The organism is Salinicola sp. NYA28a (assembly GCF_976982775.1).
Map to the genome: position 1 here is coordinate 437,018 of NZ_OZ334582.1, position 19,071 is coordinate 456,088.

The 19,071-nt window shown below is 65.2% G+C and carries 15 protein-coding genes; 10 read left to right on the plus strand and 5 right to left on the minus strand.

Annotation, left to right across the window (positions count from 1 at the left end):
• Positions 1-34 precede the first annotated feature (34 nt).
• From ACWHY3_RS02105 to ACWHY3_RS02115, 3 genes are read right to left on the minus strand one after another with little or no spacing between them, the layout of a single operon-like run.
• Positions 35-748, minus strand: a complete 714-nt coding sequence (locus tag ACWHY3_RS02105) for a sulfite exporter TauE/SafE family protein (protein ID WP_303855598.1) — start codon at positions 746-748, stop codon at positions 35-37.
• A gap of 2 nt (positions 749-750) precedes the next feature.
• Entirely contained in the window at positions 751-2,172 is a 1,422-nt protein-coding gene (locus tag ACWHY3_RS02110; RefSeq protein ID WP_448127467.1) for an amidohydrolase family protein, read from the minus strand.
• A gap of 12 nt (positions 2,173-2,184) precedes the next feature.
• Positions 2,185-3,585, minus strand: coding sequence for a uracil-xanthine permease family protein (locus ACWHY3_RS02115; RefSeq protein ID WP_303855602.1), 1,401 nt, complete (start codon positions 3,583-3,585; stop codon positions 2,185-2,187).
• A 223-nt stretch (positions 3,586-3,808) separates the two neighbouring features.
• On the opposite strand from ACWHY3_RS02115, the gene ACWHY3_RS02120 reads away from it, so the two are divergent.
• The 4 genes from ACWHY3_RS02120 (at position 3,809) to ACWHY3_RS02135 (ending at position 9,076) form a co-directional block, all read left to right on the plus strand.
• A complete protein-coding gene (locus tag ACWHY3_RS02120; RefSeq protein WP_448127468.1) occupies positions 3,809-4,714 on the plus strand; it encodes a LysR family transcriptional regulator in 906 nt (301 codons plus the stop codon).
• 263 nt (positions 4,715-4,977) lie between these two features.
• Positions 4,978-5,655, plus strand: a complete 678-nt coding sequence (locus ACWHY3_RS02125; protein ID WP_448127469.1) for a (2Fe-2S)-binding protein — start codon at positions 4,978-4,980, stop codon at positions 5,653-5,655.
• A gap of 156 nt (positions 5,656-5,811) precedes the next feature.
• Entirely contained in the window at positions 5,812-6,828 is a 1,017-nt protein-coding gene (locus ACWHY3_RS02130) for an FAD binding domain-containing protein (protein WP_332779108.1), read from the plus strand.
• Positions 6,829-6,850: 22 nt separating this feature from the next.
• A complete protein-coding gene (locus tag ACWHY3_RS02135) occupies positions 6,851-9,076 on the plus strand; it encodes a xanthine dehydrogenase family protein molybdopterin-binding subunit (RefSeq protein WP_448127470.1) in 2,226 nt (741 codons plus the stop codon).
• Between the two features lie 141 nt (positions 9,077-9,217).
• On the opposite strand, the gene ACWHY3_RS02140 is transcribed toward ACWHY3_RS02135, so the two are convergent.
• Positions 9,218-9,718, minus strand: coding sequence for a DUF302 domain-containing protein (locus ACWHY3_RS02140; RefSeq protein WP_218776999.1), 501 nt, complete (start codon positions 9,716-9,718; stop codon positions 9,218-9,220).
• 495 nt (positions 9,719-10,213) lie between these two features.
• Here ACWHY3_RS02140 and ACWHY3_RS02145 point away from each other — a divergent pair, with 495 nt between their 5' ends.
• From ACWHY3_RS02145 to ACWHY3_RS02155, 3 genes are read left to right on the plus strand one after another with little or no spacing between them, the layout of a single operon-like run.
• Positions 10,214-10,744, plus strand: a complete 531-nt coding sequence (locus tag ACWHY3_RS02145; protein WP_448127471.1) for a (2Fe-2S)-binding protein — start codon at positions 10,214-10,216, stop codon at positions 10,742-10,744.
• Positions 10,745-10,757: 13 nt separating this feature from the next.
• Positions 10,758-11,744: an FAD binding domain-containing protein gene (locus ACWHY3_RS02150; protein WP_332779104.1), complete on the plus strand. Its 987-nt coding sequence runs from the start codon at positions 10,758-10,760 to the stop codon at positions 11,742-11,744.
• Positions 11,745-11,756: 12 nt separating this feature from the next.
• Positions 11,757-13,994 carry a xanthine dehydrogenase family protein molybdopterin-binding subunit gene (locus ACWHY3_RS02155; RefSeq protein WP_448127472.1) on the plus strand — a complete coding sequence of 746 codons (2,238 nt, stop codon included), beginning with the start codon at positions 11,757-11,759 and terminating at the stop codon, positions 13,992-13,994.
• A 39-nt stretch (positions 13,995-14,033) separates the two neighbouring features.
• Here ACWHY3_RS02155 and ACWHY3_RS02160 read toward each other — a convergent pair whose 3' ends face one another.
• On the minus strand, positions 14,034-14,681 hold the full coding sequence (locus tag ACWHY3_RS02160) for a TetR/AcrR family transcriptional regulator (protein WP_448127473.1): 648 nt from the start codon (positions 14,679-14,681) through the stop codon (positions 14,034-14,036).
• Between the two features lie 167 nt (positions 14,682-14,848).
• Here ACWHY3_RS02160 and tnpC point away from each other — a divergent pair, with 167 nt between their 5' ends.
• From tnpC to ACWHY3_RS02175, 3 genes are read left to right on the plus strand one after another with little or no spacing between them, the layout of a single operon-like run.
• Positions 14,849-16,288 (plus strand): IS66 family transposase, encoded by a 1,440-nt coding sequence (tnpC, locus tag ACWHY3_RS02165; protein ID WP_448127474.1) that lies wholly within the window; start codon positions 14,849-14,851, stop codon positions 16,286-16,288.
• Positions 16,289-16,338: 50 nt separating this feature from the next.
• The gene (locus ACWHY3_RS02170) at positions 16,339-17,442 is read left to right on the plus strand and encodes an HlyD family secretion protein (protein ID WP_303856775.1); all 1,104 of its coding nucleotides are present in this window, start codon (positions 16,339-16,341) and stop codon (positions 17,440-17,442) included.
• A 9-nt stretch (positions 17,443-17,451) separates the two neighbouring features.
• Complete coding sequence (locus ACWHY3_RS02175; protein WP_448127475.1) at positions 17,452-18,990, plus strand: DHA2 family efflux MFS transporter permease subunit; 1,539 nt, start codon at positions 17,452-17,454, stop codon at positions 18,988-18,990.
• Positions 18,991-19,071: the final 81 nt, after the last annotated feature.

Consider the following 19,071-nt stretch of genomic DNA (forward strand, 5'->3'; position numbering starts at 1 on the left):
CGGGGGAGAGAGTCCCGCACCCGGGCGCTTGCTCTCAAAACGGGATCATCAGTACCAAGCCGGAAATCAGTGCGAAAAGCAGCACGCCCTGTCTCAGCCGGGAGGCGTCGAGTCGCCGATGCAGCAGGCGGCTGGTGACGCTTCCGAGCAGTAGTGGCGGCAGCAGCGCCAGCGCCCATAGCCACTGAACCATTTCGAGCCGGCCGGCCACCGCCAGGCTCAGAAGCGAGATGAGTTCGCCGAGCAGAAAGCAGGCCGCGATGGTGGCTCGCAACTCCGGGCCCGGCCGGTGCTGATAGAGCAGTGCCAGCGGTGGACCGCCCACACCGGTGGCAGTCTCGGTCACGCCGGTGATGGTGCCCACGGTCATGCAGCTGCCGCGTCGGGGCGAGAAAGCCGGCGCCCACCAGGCGGCGAGCACGGCGACGACGGTCGAGAGCCCGATCAGGAGATTGAGTCCGCCACGGCTCATGACGAGCAGGACACCGAGCCCCGCCAGCGTGCCCGGCAGGCGCCCCAGCGTGATCCACCCGACGCCGCGCCAGTCGATCGACCGCCGTTCCCGCAGGGAGACGAACAGGTTGAGCGGCAGCATCAGCATCAGCAGCGCGGTGGGCATCAGCTCCGGGTGACTCAATCCGAGTATCGGGGCGACGATCAGCGCGAATCCGATGCCGATGGCGCCCTGAACGAAGGCCGCCAGCGCCGTTGCCAGCGCCAGCACCAGATAGAGTGCGATATCGCTCATGGTTACCGAGGCCCGAACCGGGACCGGTGTTCGCTCGCGACAGGATGAATGCGCTGGATCGGCGCGCGGGCAACGGCACCGTCGGCGATCTCGTCGATCTCCCGCAGCATGGCCCTGGCGTCCCAGTCGACCGGCCATCCTTTCCACAGCCTGAGTCGCCCTTGCGTGAATACCGCCTCGATCTGATCGCGATTGCCGTAGCGCACCAGCTCCCACGGCAGATCCCAGGACGGGGTCAGTTCCGGCACCTCGAGATCCACCAGCAGGAAGTCGGCCGCCAGGCCCGGTGCGATATCGCCAATAAGGTTGCCAAGGCCGACGGCATCGGCGGCCCGGTGGGTCGCGCTATCGAGCCAGAGCCAGCCGCCGCCGCAGGAGCTGTCGCCGTGGGCGATACCGCCGGTCAGCCGCTGGCTGGTCTCGGCGGCATCCATGAGCCGGAAGGCATCGCTGCGCGTGCCGTCCGTGCCCAGGCCAAAGCGGATGCCGAGGGCGGCCATCTGCAGTGCCGGCGCCACGGCGTTACCTTTCCAGCTGCTGGCGACCGGGTTGAAGGCGACCGCCGTGCCGGTGTCTTTCAGCCGGTTGAGTTCGTAAGGCGTGACCAGGGTGGCGTGGGCGATCAGCGTTTGCGGCCCCAGGGCGTCTACTGCGTCGAGATGCTCGAGGGGCCGCTCGCCGCGACTGACCAGCGACCGCTCGACGGCTTGTAGGTGTTCGTTGATGTGGGTCTGAAAAATTCGACCGCTTTCCCGGCACAGTTGGGCCACGTCGTGCAGCATCGTGTCGCTGGCGGCTTCGGGGATCGAGATCGCCAGCGACGGGGTAATCAGCGGGTCGTGTTCCCAGCGCGCCAGATGGCGTTCGGCCCGGTGCAGAATCGCGGCGGCTTCGGATTCCTGCCCGCGATCGTTGCAGATCGCGCCGAGGACACAGCGAAGTCCGGTCTGTTGAGCCGCGGTGGCAATGCCGTCCAGCGCCACCGTGGCCCGCGTTCCGGCATCGACGGCGGTGGTGAATCCGCCGCGCAACGCCTCCAGGGCGGCCAGTTTGGCGGAGAGGTGAAGCGCGCGTTCGTCCAGGCTGCCTTCCAGCGGCACCCAGACGCGCTTGAATATCTCCGAAGGCTCGCCGAACACCAGCGACTTGCCCAGCGACTGGGTCAGGTGGTGATGGGTGTCGATGAACCCCGGCATCAGGAGCTTGCCCGGCAGGGGAATCGCTTCCAGCGTCGGATGGCGGGATACCAGGGCGGCGGCCTGGTCGATCTCGGCGAAACGACCGTCGACGACGAGCACGCCTTTGTCGCTCGAGACTTCGCCAGCCATGAGCAGTTTCTCGGGGAGCAGCAGCAGCGTATCGGCGGCCAGGGCTGAGGGTGAAAGGGTTGAAGACGAAAGGGCGTGGTCTGCGTATTGGGTCATGAAGGTTTCCATTCAGCGCTCACGAGATGGCTCGATGGCTCCGGTGTGGTGAAAGAGCAGATTCACCAGAACGGCCGTCACGGTGCCCATCGCCAGGCCGTTGCCCAGCACGATCTGGAGCGAAGCGGGAAAGGCACTGTAGAAGTCGGGCACCAGGATCGGCAGCAGGCCCATCGCGAGCCCTGCCGCCAGGGTGAAGAGATTGCCCTGGCGATCGAAGTCGACCCGGCGCAGCAGGTTGACGCCCATGACGCCGATCACGGCGAACACGATGACGGCGGTGCCGGCCACGACGGCATTGGGCAGGGTCGCCGCCAGCCGCCCCAGCGGGGCAAACAGCGCCAGCAGTATCAGCAGCGTGCCGGTTACGGCGGTGACATAGCGTGAGCGGACGCCAGTCGTCCTGACGATGCCGATGTTCTCCCCGCTCGTGATGATCAGCGACGTGCCCAGACAGCCGCCCAGCAACGAGCCCACCGCATCGGCACGGATATTGCGCGGCACCAGCAGCCGGGCATCGCCGCGCTTGCCGACGATATCGGCGGTGGCCAGGGTCTGCCCCGTGGCTTCGGTCATGGCGATCACGCTGAAGATGATCAGCGGCAGCGAGGCGAACAGATCGAAATGCGGCATGCCGAAGGGAAACAGCGTCGGCAGGGCGATCAGCGGCCCCTCCATGATCGGCGTGAAGTGCATCTCGCCGGCGACCGCCGCGACGAGCACGCCCACGACCAGCCCCAGCATGACCGCGATACGCTGCCAGGCACCGGAGAGCAGGCGGGCGAACAGCACGATGCTGCCCATCGTGACCAGTGCCAGCAGGATCTGCAGCGGCGCGGCGTACCCTTCGCTTCCCGGCTTGCCGATGATCAGGCCGCCGAAAATCCGGATCAGATTGACCGCGACCAGCAGCAGCATGGTGCCGATGACGATCGGCGGGAAGAAGCGCAGCAGCCGGGTGAAGAAAGGCAGGACGAGAAAATAGCAGAGGGCGGTCAGGATCACCGCGCCGACTGCCGTCTGGATATCGGTGGTCTGGGCGATGGTGAGAAAGATCACGATCGGCGCGCCGCCCGGTACCTGGACGAAGGGCAGCCGGGCACCGATACCCAACGGGCCGAAGGTTTGCAGCAGAGTGCCGACACCGCAGGCGAGGAAGGTCGCGCTCATCAGGGCCGTGGCGGTTTCGGTCGAGAAATCCAGCGCCTGGCTGATCAGAAACACGGCGGTGATCGGCGCCGCTGCCATGACCAGCAGATGCTGAAGGCCATAAAGCAGCAGGGCGCCCGGCGAAAGGCGTTCGTCGACGGGGTCCACGCCGGCCGCCCGGGACCGGGAATCGCCGCCGCGCCCGGCGTCGTCGAACGTGGCGTCGCTGTCGATACTGGAATCGCTGTCGGTCTTGGCATTCATGACGGGCTTCCGATTGTTATTGGCAGTGGGGTCCCGCTTGCGCGCTCGTTCGCCGTCTGGAACGACTCGGCTCGCACCCGGTATTGGCCGGCTTTGCTTCGGTGCGGGCCTTTGCGGTGCTCGTAAGCTAACGAGATTTGGCTGTACGATTCCATCATTGATTTTCGTGCATACCGTTCTTTTTTCGGCAACAGTAACCATTTGGACGACGGTGAACATTCCTATGCAGCTGCTACAGACATCGCTCCGCTATTTCGAAGAGGTGGCCCGGCAGGGTTCCCTGCGCAAGGCTGCCGAGCGGCTGCACGTGGCGGCTTCCGCGGTGAACCGCCAGATTCTCAAGCTGGAGGCCGAACTGGGCGTGCCGCTGTTCGAACGGTTGCCGCGGGGGCTGCGCCTGTCCGCCGCCGGGGAGTTGATGCTCTATCAGATTCGCCAATGGCAGCGCGACGAACGCCACCTGCTGGAAACCCTGGGCAATATCCGGGGCGCCGGAACCGCCGAGATTCGCCTGGCGACGGTGGAGTCGCTCACCGACCAGCTGCTTCCGACGCTGCTGGAATCCTTCAGCCAGCGCTTTCGCGCTCTGCGGCTGGTGCTCGAGACCGGCATGACCGAGTCGATTCTGGAGCAGGTGCAGATCGGCGATGCCGACATCGGGATCTGCATCAACCCGCCGCCGACCCGCAAGGTTCGCTTCGTCCAGCGCGTGAATCTCGAATTCGGCGTCGTCGTCGCGCCATCGCATCCGCTGGCCGAGCAGGCGACGGTCAAGTTGCGCGACTGCCGCGCCCATCGGCTGGTCGCGCCGAGCGGAGAGATGTTCCGCGGGTCGACGCTGGAAAAGCTGCTGGCCAACTCGCCCTACGCTCTGGCGCCGGTGGCCTCCTGCAATCGCATTCTGACGATCAAGTCGTTGGTGCGGGCCGGGCTCGGCATCGCCTTTCTCAACCGGCTGGATGTCGCGCGCGAACTGGCTCAGGGCGAGCTGGTCTTCCGCTCGCTGAGCGACAGACGGCTGCACGCTCAGTTGGCGCTCTGTGTCGCTGCCGATCGCAGCCTGCCGCCGGCGGGGGAGGTGCTGCTGGAACACTTGCGGGTGGCACTGGCGGCCGTGGACGAAAGCTGAACGCCGATCTCATGCCCAATCCTCCGCGATCGCCGCGGGATACTCCTGAATCCACCGCCAGGCTTTGCATCGCCCCGGGGGCTCTCCTAAGTTGAATAAGCCTCCGCCGCCTGACACGGCGGGGTTAGCTGACTTCCTGGCTGGCGAGCTCTCGCTGGCCGCTTCGCCGCCTCGACTGCGCCGAGGCGAGCCCGACATGCCGATAGCAACGATGATAACGACAGGCATGATAACGATGGGCGGAAACTGATGAGGATGATTCCATGGACGACAACCCGCGTTCGAGTGCGGGCGTAGACATCTACGATCCCGAGAGCAGCTCGGTACGGCCAAACTCCCCCGGTCGCCGCCGTTTCCTGCAGACCGCGGGCATTTCCGGCCTGGCAGTGGCAGCAGCACCGGCGCTTTCCCAGGTGAGCTACGCCGGTTCGCCGGACGAGCCCGGCACGCAGACCGACGCGCCGCCCGCGAAGGGTAAACAGCGCATCACGCTGACCGTCAACGGTCAGCGCCAGCAGCTGGACGTGGCACCCAACGTGATCCTGCTCGACGCGCTGCGTCACGGCCTCGGGCTCACCGGGACCAAGAAGGGCTGCGACCACGGCCAATGCGGCGCCTGCACGATCCTGGTCAACGGCACCGCGATCAACTCGTGTCTGAGCCTCGCGGTCACTCACGACGGCGACGAGATCACGACCGTCGAAGGGCTCGAGAAGAACGGCCGGCAGCATCCGGTTCAGCAGGCGTTTCTCGAACACGATGCCTATCAGTGCGGCTACTGCACCGCAGGGCAGATGATGAGTGCCGTGGCGATCCTGCAGGATGATGACATCGGCACCAGCGATGCCGACGTGCGCGAGGCGATGAGCGGCAACATCTGCCGCTGCGGCGCCTACAAGAACATCGTTGCGGCCATTCAGTCCGCCCGCGGCTCAGTTTAGGTTCTGCGCGAAAACTGGCTGCGCTCGTTCATGCGGCGTTAAAAATCGTCTCAAAATGCTCATTTACAACCTCGTAAACTGCGCTTTTTCGCCGATTTTTGCCTTGTCTGAACCTCGCTCGCCTAGCTTTCGCATCAGAACCGAGGAGAAAGCATCATGAGACATTTCGAATACGCCCGCGCCGAGAGCTCGCAACAGGCTATCGCCGCCCACGGCAGCGACCGCGCCGTCTCGTCCCTGGCCGGCGGCGCCGCTTATCTGGCCGGAGGCACTACGCTGCTGGATTTGGTCAAGCTGGATATCATGCAGCCGCACAAGGTGGTCGACATCAACGGCGTCGCCCTCGATGAGATCGAGCGTCTCGACGATGGCCGCCTTCGTATTGGCGCGATGGTGACCAATACCGCACTGGCGCGGGACAAGCGCGTGGTCGAGAACTATGCCGTGCTATCCCAGGCACTGCTGGCGGGCGCTTCGACCCAGTTGCGCAACAAGGCGACGACTGGCGGCAACGTGATGCAGCGGGTGCGCTGCCCCTATTTCCGCGACGGCGTTTCCGACTGCAACAAGCGTGAACCCGGCAGCGGCTGTGCCGCCATCGGCGGCGTCAATCGCACCGTTCATGCGGTACTCGGCACCAGTGACAGCTGTATCGCCACGCACCCCTCGGACATGTGCGTCGCCATGATCGCGATCGGCGCCACCGTGGTCGTCCAGGGGCCGGAAGGTAGCCGTGAGATCGACTTCGCCGACTTCCACCTGCTGCCTGGCGACACGCCGGCACGGGAGCACGCTCTGGAACCGGGCGAGCTGATCACCCACGTCGTTCTCGATGCGCCCCTCGAGGGCAGCCGCTCGGGCTACCTCAAGCTGCGCGATAGACAGTCCTACCAGTTCGCGCTCGCCTCCAGCGCGGTGATCGTGCGGATGGATGGCAACACCATCCGCGAGGCCCGTGTCGCGATGGGCGGCGTCGGCACCAAGCCGTGGCGCGCGCCGGAAGTGGAAGCGGCACTCAAGGGCAAGGCCGCGAGCGAAGCCGTCTTTGCCGATGCCGCCAGGCTGGCCTTCCAGAACGCCATCGCCTACGCCCACAACGGCTACAAGATCCCGCTCGGCCAACAGGCCATCGTGCGCAACTTGGTCGACTTGACCGACCTGACCACCGCCTGATCGCCCGCGAGGAGAATCGACCATGAGCGACAAACAGCAAAGCATCATCGGCGCGGGCGTGCCGCGTATCGACGGCCCGGACAAGCTCTCCGGCCGCGCCAACTATGCCGCCGACAACCTGCCGCCCAACCTGGCCTACGGCTACGGCGTCTTCAGCACCGTCGCCAGCGGCAAGGTTTCACAGCTGAGTGTCGACGAAGCCCGCAACATGCCGGGCGTCATCGACATCTTCCACCACGGCCACTTCCCGACGCTCTACCATACGCCGTCGAGCCTGGCCCAGGGCAACAAGGTCGAGGAAACCCGGCTGCCGTTCGAAGACGAACGTGTCTACTACGAAGGCCAGTTCGTGGCCTTGGTGGTTGCGGACACTTTCGAGAACGCGCGGGCGGCAGCGCGCCGGGTCAAGGTGACCTACTCGGCCGACAAGGCCGTGGCCAATCTCGAGCAGGGTCTCGAGGCCAACGGTACCCGGGCGGGCAGCGGCAACCATGAGCGTGGCGATGCGGCATCGGCGTTCGATAGCGCAGCGACCACCATCGACGTGACCTACCGGACACCGGTGGAGACTCACAACCCGATGGAGATGCACGCCTCCACGGCGTGGTGGGACAACGGCGATCTGACGATTTTCGACGCCTCTCAGGGCGTGGTCGTGGCGAAAGGGGCGCTCTCCAAGATTTTTGCCATGCCGCCGGAGCGGATCACCGTGCATGCGCCCTACATCGGCTCCGGCTTCGGCAGCAAGCTGTGGACCTGGCCGCACGCCATCGCCACGGCGGCGGCGTCCCGCGAGCTGGGGCGTCCGGTGCAGCTCGTCGTGCCGCGCCAGCAGATGTTCACCACCACCGGCCACCGGCCGGAAACACGCCAGCGTCTGCGGCTGGCGACGGACGACAATGGCAAGCTGGTTTCGCTGCGGCATGAGTCGATCAACACCACGTCCTTTACCGACCAGTATGTCGAGACCTGCGGCAGCGTGACCAAGAGCCTCTACAGCTGCCCCAATCTGACGGTGAGCCACGAGACCACCCAGGTGAATCGCGGCACGCCGACCTCGATGCGGGCGCCGGGCGCCGCGCCGGGGCTGTTCGCGCTCGAATCCGCCATCGACGAGATGGCCGACGCTGCCGGTGTCGATCCGGTTCAGTTCCGGCTCGACAACTACGCCGAACGCGACGAGAGCAAGGATCTGGATTTCTCGAGCAACCATATCGTCGAAGCGACGAACCAGGCTGCCGAACGCTTCGGCTGGGCCGATCGCAACCCGCAGATCGGCAGCATGCGCGAGGGTCGCGAGATCGTCGGCTACGGCATGGCGGCGTGCAACTGGGAAGCGCTGAAGATGGACTGCGACGCGCGCGTCTCGATTCGCGCCGACGGCACGGCGTTCGCCTCCTGCGCCACTCAGGACATCGGTACCGGCACCTACACCATCGTCGCCCAGACGGTCAGCGACGTGACCGGCATTCCGATCGATCGCATTACCGTCAAGCTGGGCGACTCCTCCTATCCGGACGGGCCGGTCTCCGGCGGCTCCTGGGCGACGGCGACTACGCTGCCGGCCATCGCCGGGGCGGCGCGCAACGCGCTGGACGAGATGAAACGCTACGCCACCGGCAGCAACGGCGCCTTTGCCGGGGTGTCCGGCGAAGAGCTGGAGGTCGCGAACGGCGGCCTGCGCAATGCCGACGGCAGGCAGGTGAGCTTCGCCGAGATCCTCGAGGCGGGCCGCTACGGCAGCGCCGACGGAGAAGCGCATACCGAGGCTGCCGACTCGAAATACTCCTATCGCTCCTTCGGCGCCCATTTCGTCGAGGTACGTTGGGATCCGGGCATCTCGCATCTGCGCGTGGCGCGGGTGGTCAGCGCGATCGACGTCGGCCGCGTGATCAACGAAACCACCGCGCGCAACCAGGTCGAAGGCGCCGTGGTGATGGGCATCGGCATGGGACTGTTCGAGGCCACCGAGTACGACGAGCGCAACGCCCGGCCGGTCAACAACGACTATGCCGAATACGTGGTGCCGGTGCATGCCGACCAGCCGGAAATCGACGTGATCCTGCTCGACTATCCGGACCTGGCGTTCAACGAGTACGGTGCCCGCGGTATCGGCGAGATCGGCGTTACCGGCCTCGCGGCCGCCATCGCCAACGCGGTCCATCACGCCACCGGCAAGCGTATCCGCGAACTGCCGATCACCCTCGACAAGCTGATGGACGACGTGCCCCAGGCACGGAGTGCATAGTCGATAGACGCAGAGTGCGTAACGTGAGTAAGACGCGGAACGCTTGAGGGTTCTGTGGCCCAGCGAAAGCCGCCGCCCTCCGGAAATGCCAAACCGGAGGGCGGCGGTTTTTTCGATCTCGCTTTTACGGGTTTGATGCTACTACTGCTGCAACGTCGCTTCGACGAGCTTCTGCATCGCCTGCTGCAGCGGTCCGATGGCGGGGCAGTCGGCGGCGCCGTGACGTTCGGCGATCCACGCGGGGTCGTTGTAGCCGAGCCAGGTCTGGCCTTCGTCGTCCTGCCAGACCAGAGCCTTCATCGGCAGGTCGATGCCGGCGGTGGGCGCGCACTGCATCAGCGGCGTGGCGGTCTTGGGGTCACCGAAGACGATCACTTCGTTGGGCAGCAACGCCATGCTGCGGGACATCGCGCTCTGGCGATGGTCGACACGGGCGAACACGGTCATGCCGCTGGTGCGGGCCTGCTCGGCGAATCGCGTGGCCGTGTCGTGAACGCTGGCGTCGCTCCTGGCGACGATGAGTCCCGGCACCTCGGGGGCCGGCTCCTGTGCCAGGGCAGGGGTGCTGATGGCCAGGGCGGCCAGCGTGGTCGCCAGGGTGCGTCGTAGCTTTGCCGTGCGTGGAACGACGGAGCGGATCATGCAGTTCTCCCAAAATCTATTCAGTCAGTGAGCGGCTGGCGCAGGCCCGTGGGTCGATGGTGCGACGTGCTCTGATCGCTGATCAGAGCACGTCGTCGGCAGCATGACCTTGGTCAGAGCGATCTTGCGGGCCAGTTTACGCGGGACATTATCATCGATGCGATCACGTCGGCGCAGCCCGAAAATTTCTTGGCCGGGCGTCGAGCGGGATCCGGATGTGGTGTCTATGCTGTGTTGGCAAGGCGGCTTCAATGTCCTGACAGCATCACGCCGCCTGATATCCCGTGACGAAAAGGCCTGTTCGCCGACCGAAACGCGGTCGGTATTCGTCTGCGGTGTTCCGGCCTGGCTCGAGCCGTTCCAGCAGGGCTCGGGCCCGTGGCCCCGATCAACTCGAGTCTTCCACTCGAGGTGACTGTTCAAGACAACGAACCGTGGCGCAGCGCAGTGACGCGCTGAGGTGCCGCGGTCTTCGACCCCCGATGAGGAGCCGGCATGATGGACGATTCCGTGCATTCCCCCGATGACGCTTTGCAACCCGACGCTTCGCGATCCAGCAATACCGTGACGGTCAGCCTGACGATCAATGGCGAGCCCGTCACCCTGGAGGTCGAGCCCAACGTGGTGCTGCTCGACGCCCTGCGCGAACGCCTCGACCTGACCGGCACCAAGAAGGGCTGCGATCACGGCCAGTGCGGCGCCTGCACCGTGCTGATCGACGGTCACTCGGCCAACTCCTGCCTGACGCTCGCGGTCATGCATGAAGGCTGCGAGATCACCACCGTCGAAGGGCTCGCCCGCGACGGCCAGCTCCATCCGGTGCAGGAAGCCTTCCTCGAGCACGACGCCTACCAGTGCGGCTACTGCACCGCGGGGCAGATGATGTCGACCGTGTCGATGCTCAATGACGAGCGCATCGGCAGCGATGATGCCTCGGTCAAGGAAGCGATGAGCGGCAACATCTGCCGCTGTGGCGCTTACAAGAACATTCTGAGTGCGGTCCAGTCCGCGCGTGAAAAGGTCTGAGGAGGCGTTCAGCATGCGCAATTTTTCCTATCAGCGCGCCGGGGATGTCGCCGAGGCGACCGCTCTGCATGGCAACGACCACAGCGCCGATTTCATCGCCGGTGGCACCAACCTGATCGACATGGTGAAGCTCGACATCATGCGCCCGCAGCGTCTGGTCGACGTCAACCGGCTGCCGCTGACCGACATCGAATCACTCGACGACGGCCGGCTCAAGATCGGCGCGCTGGTGACCAATACCGACCTGGCCTACCACGAGCGTGTCCTCGCTGACTATCCGGTACTGTCCGAGGCGCTGCTGTCCGGCGCCTCGACCCAGCTGCGCAACGTGGCTACCACGGCGGGCAATGTCATGCAGCGCACCCGCTGCCCGTACTTCCGCAACCCGGCGCGGCCGTGCAACAAGCGCGAACCCGGCTCCGGCTGTGGCGCGCTGGAAGGCATCAACCGCAACCATGCAGTGCTGGGGACGAGCGATCACTGCATTGCCGTCCACCCCTCCGACATGTGCGTGGGCATGCAGGCATTGGGCGCGACCCTGACCGTCGAGGGGCCGGGCGGCACTCGTGACATTCCCTTTGAGGATTACCACCTGCTGCCGGGCGATACGCCGGAGCGCGAGCACGATCTGAACGATGGCGAGCTGATTACCCACGTTACCCTCGACGCCCCGATCGACGGCGCCAGGGGCCACTATCTCAAACTGCGCGACCGGATGTCCTACGAGTTCGCGCTGGCTTCCTGTGCCGCCGTGGTGGCCATGGACGGCGATGCCATCCGTGAAGCGCGCATCGCGCTGGGCGGTGTCGGCACCAAACCGTGGCGCTCTCATGAGGCGGAAGCGGCGCTCAGCGGCCAGCCCGCGACGGAGGAAACGTTCCAGAAAGCGGCCGAGGCGGCCATGGCCGGCGCCGTGGCGCATCGCGACAACGCGTTCAAGATTCCACTGGCGAAGCAGGCGATCGTCCGCGCTCTCGCGACGGTGACCGCACAGAGCTAAGGAGATGCAACGATGACGGAATCAATCATTGGTCACCGCACGACCCGCATCGACGGTGAACTCAAGCTGACCGGCAAGGCGGATTACGCCGCCGATCACAATCTGCTCGGTCAGGTCTATGGCTATCCGGTGCCGAGCACCATTGCCCGCGGTCGGCTCGTGGGGCTCGATCTCGAGGCGGCGCGCCAGTCGCCGGGCGTGATCGAGATCGTCCATCGTGGCAACTTCCCCACGCTGCAGCATTCCGACAACAACCCGGCCTGCGGCTCCGAAGGCCGCCTGTTCCACTCGCCGAACACCATGGCGGAGCAGAACAAGGTCGGCGAAGCGCGTCTGCCGTTCGAAGACGACGGCATTCACTATGAAGGCCAGTACATCGCCATGGTGATCGCCGACACCTTCGAGCATGCGCGTGCCGCCGCACGGCTGGTCACCGCGCGCTACGAGGAAGAAACGGCGGTGCCGGGGCTGTTCCAGACCGATGACGAAGGCGAGGAGGCCGGCGACGAAGCGGTATCGCGGGGCGATCCGGAAGGCGCCTTCGAGTCGGCGCCGGTCAAGTTCGACCACACCTACACCATCGCCATGGAGACCCACGTGGCGATGGAGATGCACGCCTCCATCGCCTATTGGGACGGAGACCGGCTGACCGTCTACGAATCCACGCAAGGCGTGGTGTTCCAGCGCAACGCCATGGCGCAGATCTTCGGGATTCCGCCGGAGAAGGTCACCGTCATCGCCCATTACATCGGCTCCGGCTTCGGTAGCAAGCTGTTCATGTGGCCCCATGCGGTGATCACCGCCGTGGCCGCGAGGATGGTCGGTCGGCCGGTCAAGACGGTGCTGTCGCGCCAGCAGAACTTTTGCAACGCCGGCAACCGCCCGGCCTCGCGCCAGCGCATCCGCATGGCCGCCGACCGCGACGGCAAACTATTGTCGATCCGCCACGACAGCCAGAACGAGACCTCGTTCGTCGATGCCTATACCGAGTCGGTCGGCAGTGGCACGCCACGGGTCTACGCCTGCGACAACGTCTCGGTGTCGCAGCGCCGGGTCCAGGTCAATCACGGCACGCCGACCTCGATGCGCGCGCCGGGCGAAGTGTCGGGCAGCGTGGCGCTGGAGATCGCCATGGACGAAATGGCGATCGAACTCGGCATGGACCCGCTGGAGCTGCGCCGCAGGAACTTCGCCGAGCGCGATCCCTCCGCCGATCTGCCGTGGTCCGGCAACCATCTGCGCGAATGCTGGGACGACGCCTCGCGGCGCTTCGGCTGGGAGAAACGCAATCCGCAGATCGGCTCGATGCGCGATGGTCACGAGATCATCGGCTGGGGCATGGCGGATGCCACCTGGGAGGCGATGCGCAGCCACTGCAAGGCTCGGGTCGAACTGCGCGCCGACGGCAAAGTGCAAGTCGCCTGCGGCACCCAGGATATCGGCACCGGCACCTATACCATCGTCGCCCAGACCGCCAGCGAACTGACCGGCGTGCCGCTCGAGCGCATCGAGGTCAAGCTGGGCGACTCGACGCTGCCGGCCGGGCCGCTCTCCGGCGGTTCGATGGCGACCGCCACCACGCTGCCGGCGGTCGCCGGAGCGACCCGCGACGCGATCGAACAGCTCAAGCAGCTCGCGATCGCCGACGGCGCGCCTTTCGAGGGCAAGGAAGCCGATGCGCTCACGTTCGAGAACGGCGTGCTCAGCGACGGCAGCCAGACGCTCTCCTTCGCCGAGCTGCTCGACAAATTGCAGCGCGGCATGGCGGAAGGTGAGGCCAGCGCGGCGCCGGGTGACGAGCAGGACAAGTTCTCGTTTCGCTCGTTCGGCGCCCACTTCGTCGAAATACGTTGGGATCCGGGCATCTCCCGCCTACGGGTCTCTCGCGTGGTCAGCACGATCGACATCGGTCGGGCGATCAACCCATTGACCGCCAGGAACCAAGTCGAAGGCTCGATCGTGATGGGCATGGGGATGGGAATGTTCGAGGAAACCGAGTACGACCCGGCGGGCAACATCTACAACAACAACTACGCCGATTACATCGTGCCGGTCCATGCCGACATTCCCGACATTGAAGTCGAGCTGCTGGATAACCCCGACTTCAATTTCAATGAATTCGGCGCCCGAGGGGTCGGCGAGATCGGGATTACCGGCATGGCGGCGGCGATCTCGAACGCTGTCTACCACGCCACCGGCAAGCGTATCCGTGACATGCCGATCAAGATCGCCGATCTGATCGCGTCCTGACGGCGTCCGATGATGTCCTGGTAGAGCGTGGTGCGGCGGCTACTCCGCTCGATCCGCCATCGCGCCGCGCAGAAACAGGTCCACACAGCGCTCGACGCGCTTCTCCATCGCCGCCCGGGAGGGCGGCGATTTCAGTTGCAGCACGCGGATGAGGTGCCATTCGCCCAGCAGCATGCCGAGGAAGATGCCGGCGAGCTCGATGGTATCGCAGGCCGGCATGAACTGCCTTTGCACCCGGCGCTCGAAGTAGTTCGCCAGGGCGTGTCGCACGCGACCGGGGCCGCCATCGAAGAACAGTCGGGCCAGCTGTGGCTGGCGCGGGCTCTCGGCCACGACCTCGCGGTAGATCCCCAGGGTTTCCTCGTCCATCACCTTGACCAGCAGGTCGATCCCGAGGCGTTGCAGCGCGGCCTCGACGGGGAGGTCGTCGACGCCTTGGGCGGTCAAGGTGTCGTAGATATGATGCGAACGGCGTTCGATCATCGCCTGAAACAGCCCTTCCTTGTTGCCGAAGTGACGATAGAGGGTGGACAGGGAGCCGCCAGCCTGGGCGACGATGTCGTTGACGCTGACCTGACCATAGCCACGCTCGAGAAACAGCCGTTGCGCTGCGTCGAGCAGGGCATCCCGACGCTGGCGGCCGCGCTCGGTCGTCGGTGGGGAGTCTTTGGGGGCTGGCGATGACATGGCGCTTCCTCGTGCCGGCGTGGTCCGATTTCGGTGGCCCGGTGGCGTTTTCAAAAAGATAGTGTAGTCTACACGTAACTATTCAGGTGGCTGCGGATGGCATGTCGCCAACCACCTGATTTTTTTGGCATAGTGTGCCTGATCCTTCGGCACGTCTATGCGGTGACATGACCATCAGCGATATCAACGTCGACGAGGCCCTGGAACGGGTCCGGCAGCAGCTCAAGGAAGACCACACGGTCTCGCCTTCCTTGCGTGCTGCCATCGACGTGCTGATGCTGCTGGTCAAGCTGATGGCCGACCGACTGGCCACCAGCAGCCGCAACAGCAGCAAGCCGCCGTCACAAGACCCCAACCGCCAACGCCGTTCCCGGGCCAAGGGCGAGCGTCGCCCTGGCGGGCAACCGGGTCACGAAGGCAAGACGCTGGCGCCGGTCACCGATCCCGACGAGATCGTGTCGTTGCGCGTCGATCGCCGCACCTTGCCCAAAGGGCGCACCTATCGCTCGGTCGGCATCGAAACGCGCCAGGTGCAAGACATCGTGATCCAGGCCGTGGTCACCGAGTACCAGGCCGAGATAGTGGAAGATGACCAGGGGCAGCGCCATGTGGCGCCATTCCCCGAGGGTGTGACGCGGCCCATCCAGTATGGGCCGCGCCTCAAGGCACACGCGGTCTATCTCTCGCAGTACCAGCTGCTGCCCTATGCGCGCATTCGGGAGCTGCTCACCTCGCAGTGTGGCCTGTCGTTGAGCACCGGCACGCTGTTCGCCTTCAACCAGGAGGCCTACCAGCGGGCCGAGGCGTTTGCCGAGTGGGTGGTCCCGGCGCTGAGGCAAGCCGCGACCGTGCATGCCGACGAGACCGGGATGCAGGTCGGCGGCAAGCGCTACTGGCTGCACAGTGCCTCGAATGACGCCCTGACCTACTTGGCGCCTCACGCCAAGCGAGGTCAGGAGGCCATGGATGCCATCGGCATCCTGCCCTATGTCCAGGGGGTGCTGGTGCATGATCACTGGAAGCCTTACTACCGCTACGCGGATTGCCGCCACGCACTTTGCAACGCCCATCACCTGCGTGAATTGACTGCGGCCTGGGAAAATGACCACCAAAAGTGGGCCAAGGCGCTGCATGATCTGCTGCTGGAGATGCATCAGGCCGTTGACGCTGCCGGTGGCACGCTCTCGCCCGAAGAGGCGCAACGCTGGCGAGTCCGCTATCGGCAGTGCCTGACAGAGGGTGAGACCGAGTGTCCGCCACCGATCCCACCACCACCGGGAAAGCGCGGTCGTGCCAAACGTACCAAGGCACGTAACCTGCTCGAACGTCTCCAGGCGTACGAGGACGATGTGCTGCGTTTCCTCGACGACCCCGCCGCGCCCTTCACCAATAACCAAGGGGAGCGTGACCTGCGGATGACCAAGGTCCAGCAGAAGATTTCAGGCTGTTTCCGCTCCTGGGAAGGTGCCGAGATCTTCTGCCGGATGCGCAGCTTCCTCTCGACGGCGGTCAAGCAGGGCCTGGCAGCGCACACCGCACTAGAACAGTTGTTTGCCGGTGAAGTGCCCGAATTCATGCGTCGGGACGGCCTGGATCAGGCAGCGTGACCTGAATAGTTACGTCTACACTACACATTGAGTTGGCGTGTGTCTCCGGCATGAAGATCAAGAAGAAACTCTATTCGGCAGTGGTGGTACTGGTCGTGCTGGCGGTGGCGCTGGTCTTTGCGTGGCAATGGTGGCAGACCGGCCGCTATTTCATCGAGACGGACAACGCCTACGTCTATACCGACAGCGTCGCCGTGCGTGCCGAAATCAGCGCGCGGGTGACCGAGGTGGCGGTGGAGGATAACCAGCGCGTCAAGCAGGGCGATCTGCTGGTCCAGCTCGACGACCGCGATACCCGTAGTCAGCTGGCGCAATCCCGGGCGCAGTTGGCCGTCAGCACTGCCAACGTGACCCAGGCGGAGCGTCAGGTGGAACTCGACCGGGCCAGCATCGACGAGGCCCAGGCGCAGGTGACGGCGGCACAGTCCGATGTCGCCCAGGCCCGCCAGCATCTCGAGCGCTCGCAGTCGCTGGCGGCGAACAATTACGCTTCGCGCCAGCAACTGCAGGACGATCAGGCCACGCTGCGTGTCGCCCAGGCGACGCTGGCGGCGCGCCAGGCGAGCGTCGAGTCTGCGAAACGCCGGCTGTCGGCGGACCAGGCCTCGATCGATAGCGCCAAGGCCAACCGCGATGCGGCTCAGGCCGATATCGACTACGCCCAGAGCCAACTGGAGAAGACCCGTATCGTCGCCAGACGCGACGGCGTGGTCGGCAATCTCACCGTCGAGCCCGGTGATCTGGCCCAGCCCTCACTCACCCTGATGCAGCTGGTGCCCGTCCAGACAGCCTACGTGGTCGCCAATTACAAGGAGACCCAGATCGAGCGAATGCGGGTCGGCCAGCCGGTATCGCTGGAAGTGGACGCCTATCCCGACATCGAGTTCAAGGGCAAGGTGGACAGCGTCGCGCCAGCCACCGGCACCCAGTTCAGCCTGCTCCCACAGGACAACGCCACCGGCAACTTCAACAAGATCGTCCAGCGCGTGCCGGTCAAGATTCGCGTCACCGGCCCCGAGGAACAGCTGTGGCGGCTGCAGTCCGGCCTTTCGGTGGTGCCCTCCGTGGATACCCGCGAGGTCGACGGTCAGGCGATCTACTTCGATCCCGGCCCCAGTCTGGAAGACGGGCACGACGGTAACGGCCGCCCGTGAGTCCGCTAGATGAGTGAAGTCGCAGCACCCTCAGGGGCCGGCCCGCAGGAGATGCCTTCCTGGCACTACCGCTTCGGGTTCATCGCGGCGGTGTTCGGCATGTTCATGGCGATCCTGGATATCCAGATCGTCGCCAGTTCGCTGAACGAGATCCAGGCCGGCGTCTCGGCCTCGAGCGACGAGATCTCCTGGATCCAGACCTCCTATCTGGTCGCGGAGATCATCATGATCCCGCTATCCGGCGTGCTGATGCGCTGGCTCTCCACCCGCGTCGCCTTCGTCATCTCCTGCGCCGGCTTCACGCTGGCCAGTCTCGGCTGCGCGCTGGCCAACAGCATCGAGCAGCTGATCGTGCTGCGCGCCATCCAGGGCTTCATGGGTGGTGCGATGATTCCGATCACCCAGGCGATCAGCTTCACGCTGTTTCCGCGCCGGGCGATGGGGGCGGTCCAGGGCGTGATCGGCATGGTGGTGACCATGGCGCCCTCGATCGGCCCCACCGTGGGCGGCTACGTCACCGAGATCTTCAGCTGGCACTGGCTGTTCCTGGCCAACGTCATTCCCGGTATCTGCGTGACGCTGGCCGCGTGGCGTTTCCTGGATATCGACGAGGGCGATGCGAGTGTCGCCAAGCGGCTCGATTTCCGCGGCCTGATCCTGATCGCGCTGTTTCTCGGCAGCCTCGAGTTCGTGCTGGAGGAAGGGCCGGGCGACGACTGGTTCGCAAGCGAGCTGATCGTGTGGATGACGCTGCTCTGCGCGGCCTCCTGCGTCGGCTTCTTCTGGCGCGTGTTCACCTACCACTCGCCGATCGTGGATCTCCATGCCTTCCGCAATCTCAACTTCTCGATCGGCACCGGCCTGGTGTTCGTGGTCGGGATCGCGATGTACGGCCTGGTCTACCTGATGCCGCTGTTCCTCGGTGGCGTACGCGGCTATTCGAGCCTGCAGATCGGCGAGGTGATGTTCGTCACCGGGGTAGCGATGTTCTTCACCGCGCCGATCGTGGGGCGGCTGACCAACTCGGTCGACCTGCGCGTGCTGCTGTTCTTCGGTCTGACGCTGATCGGCATCGGGACGGTGATGAACAACAACCTGACCAGCGAATCCGGCTTCTGGCAGTTCTTCTGGCCGCAGGTCGTGCGTGGCATGGGCATCATTCCGGCGTCACGGATCGCCCTGGGCACGCTGCCACCGCAGGAGCTGGGCAATGCCGCCGGGCTCTTCAGCGTGATGCGTAACCTCGGCGGCGCGGTCGGCCTGGCGATGCTCGACACCGTCCGCGACTGGCGGGTGGACTACCACTGGAACCAGTTGATCCCGGCGCTCAACGAAGGGCGGATCGCGGTCCAGCAGCAGATCGACAACTATCAGGCGATGCTGGTCGGTCACGTTGCCGACCCTTATCACAGCGCCGTGGCCCTGCTCGGGCAGCGCTTTGGCGTCCAGGCTCAGGTGCTGGCCTACAACGACATCTTCCTGTGGCTGGGCTGTATCTACCTGCTCTGCGTGCCGCTGGTGTTTCTGCTCAAGAAGATCGAGCATTGACTGCGGGCCGGGATCGTCGGCGTATCATTGCGACGAAGCTCGAAGCTCGAAGCTCGAAGCTCGAAGCTCGAAGCTCGAAGC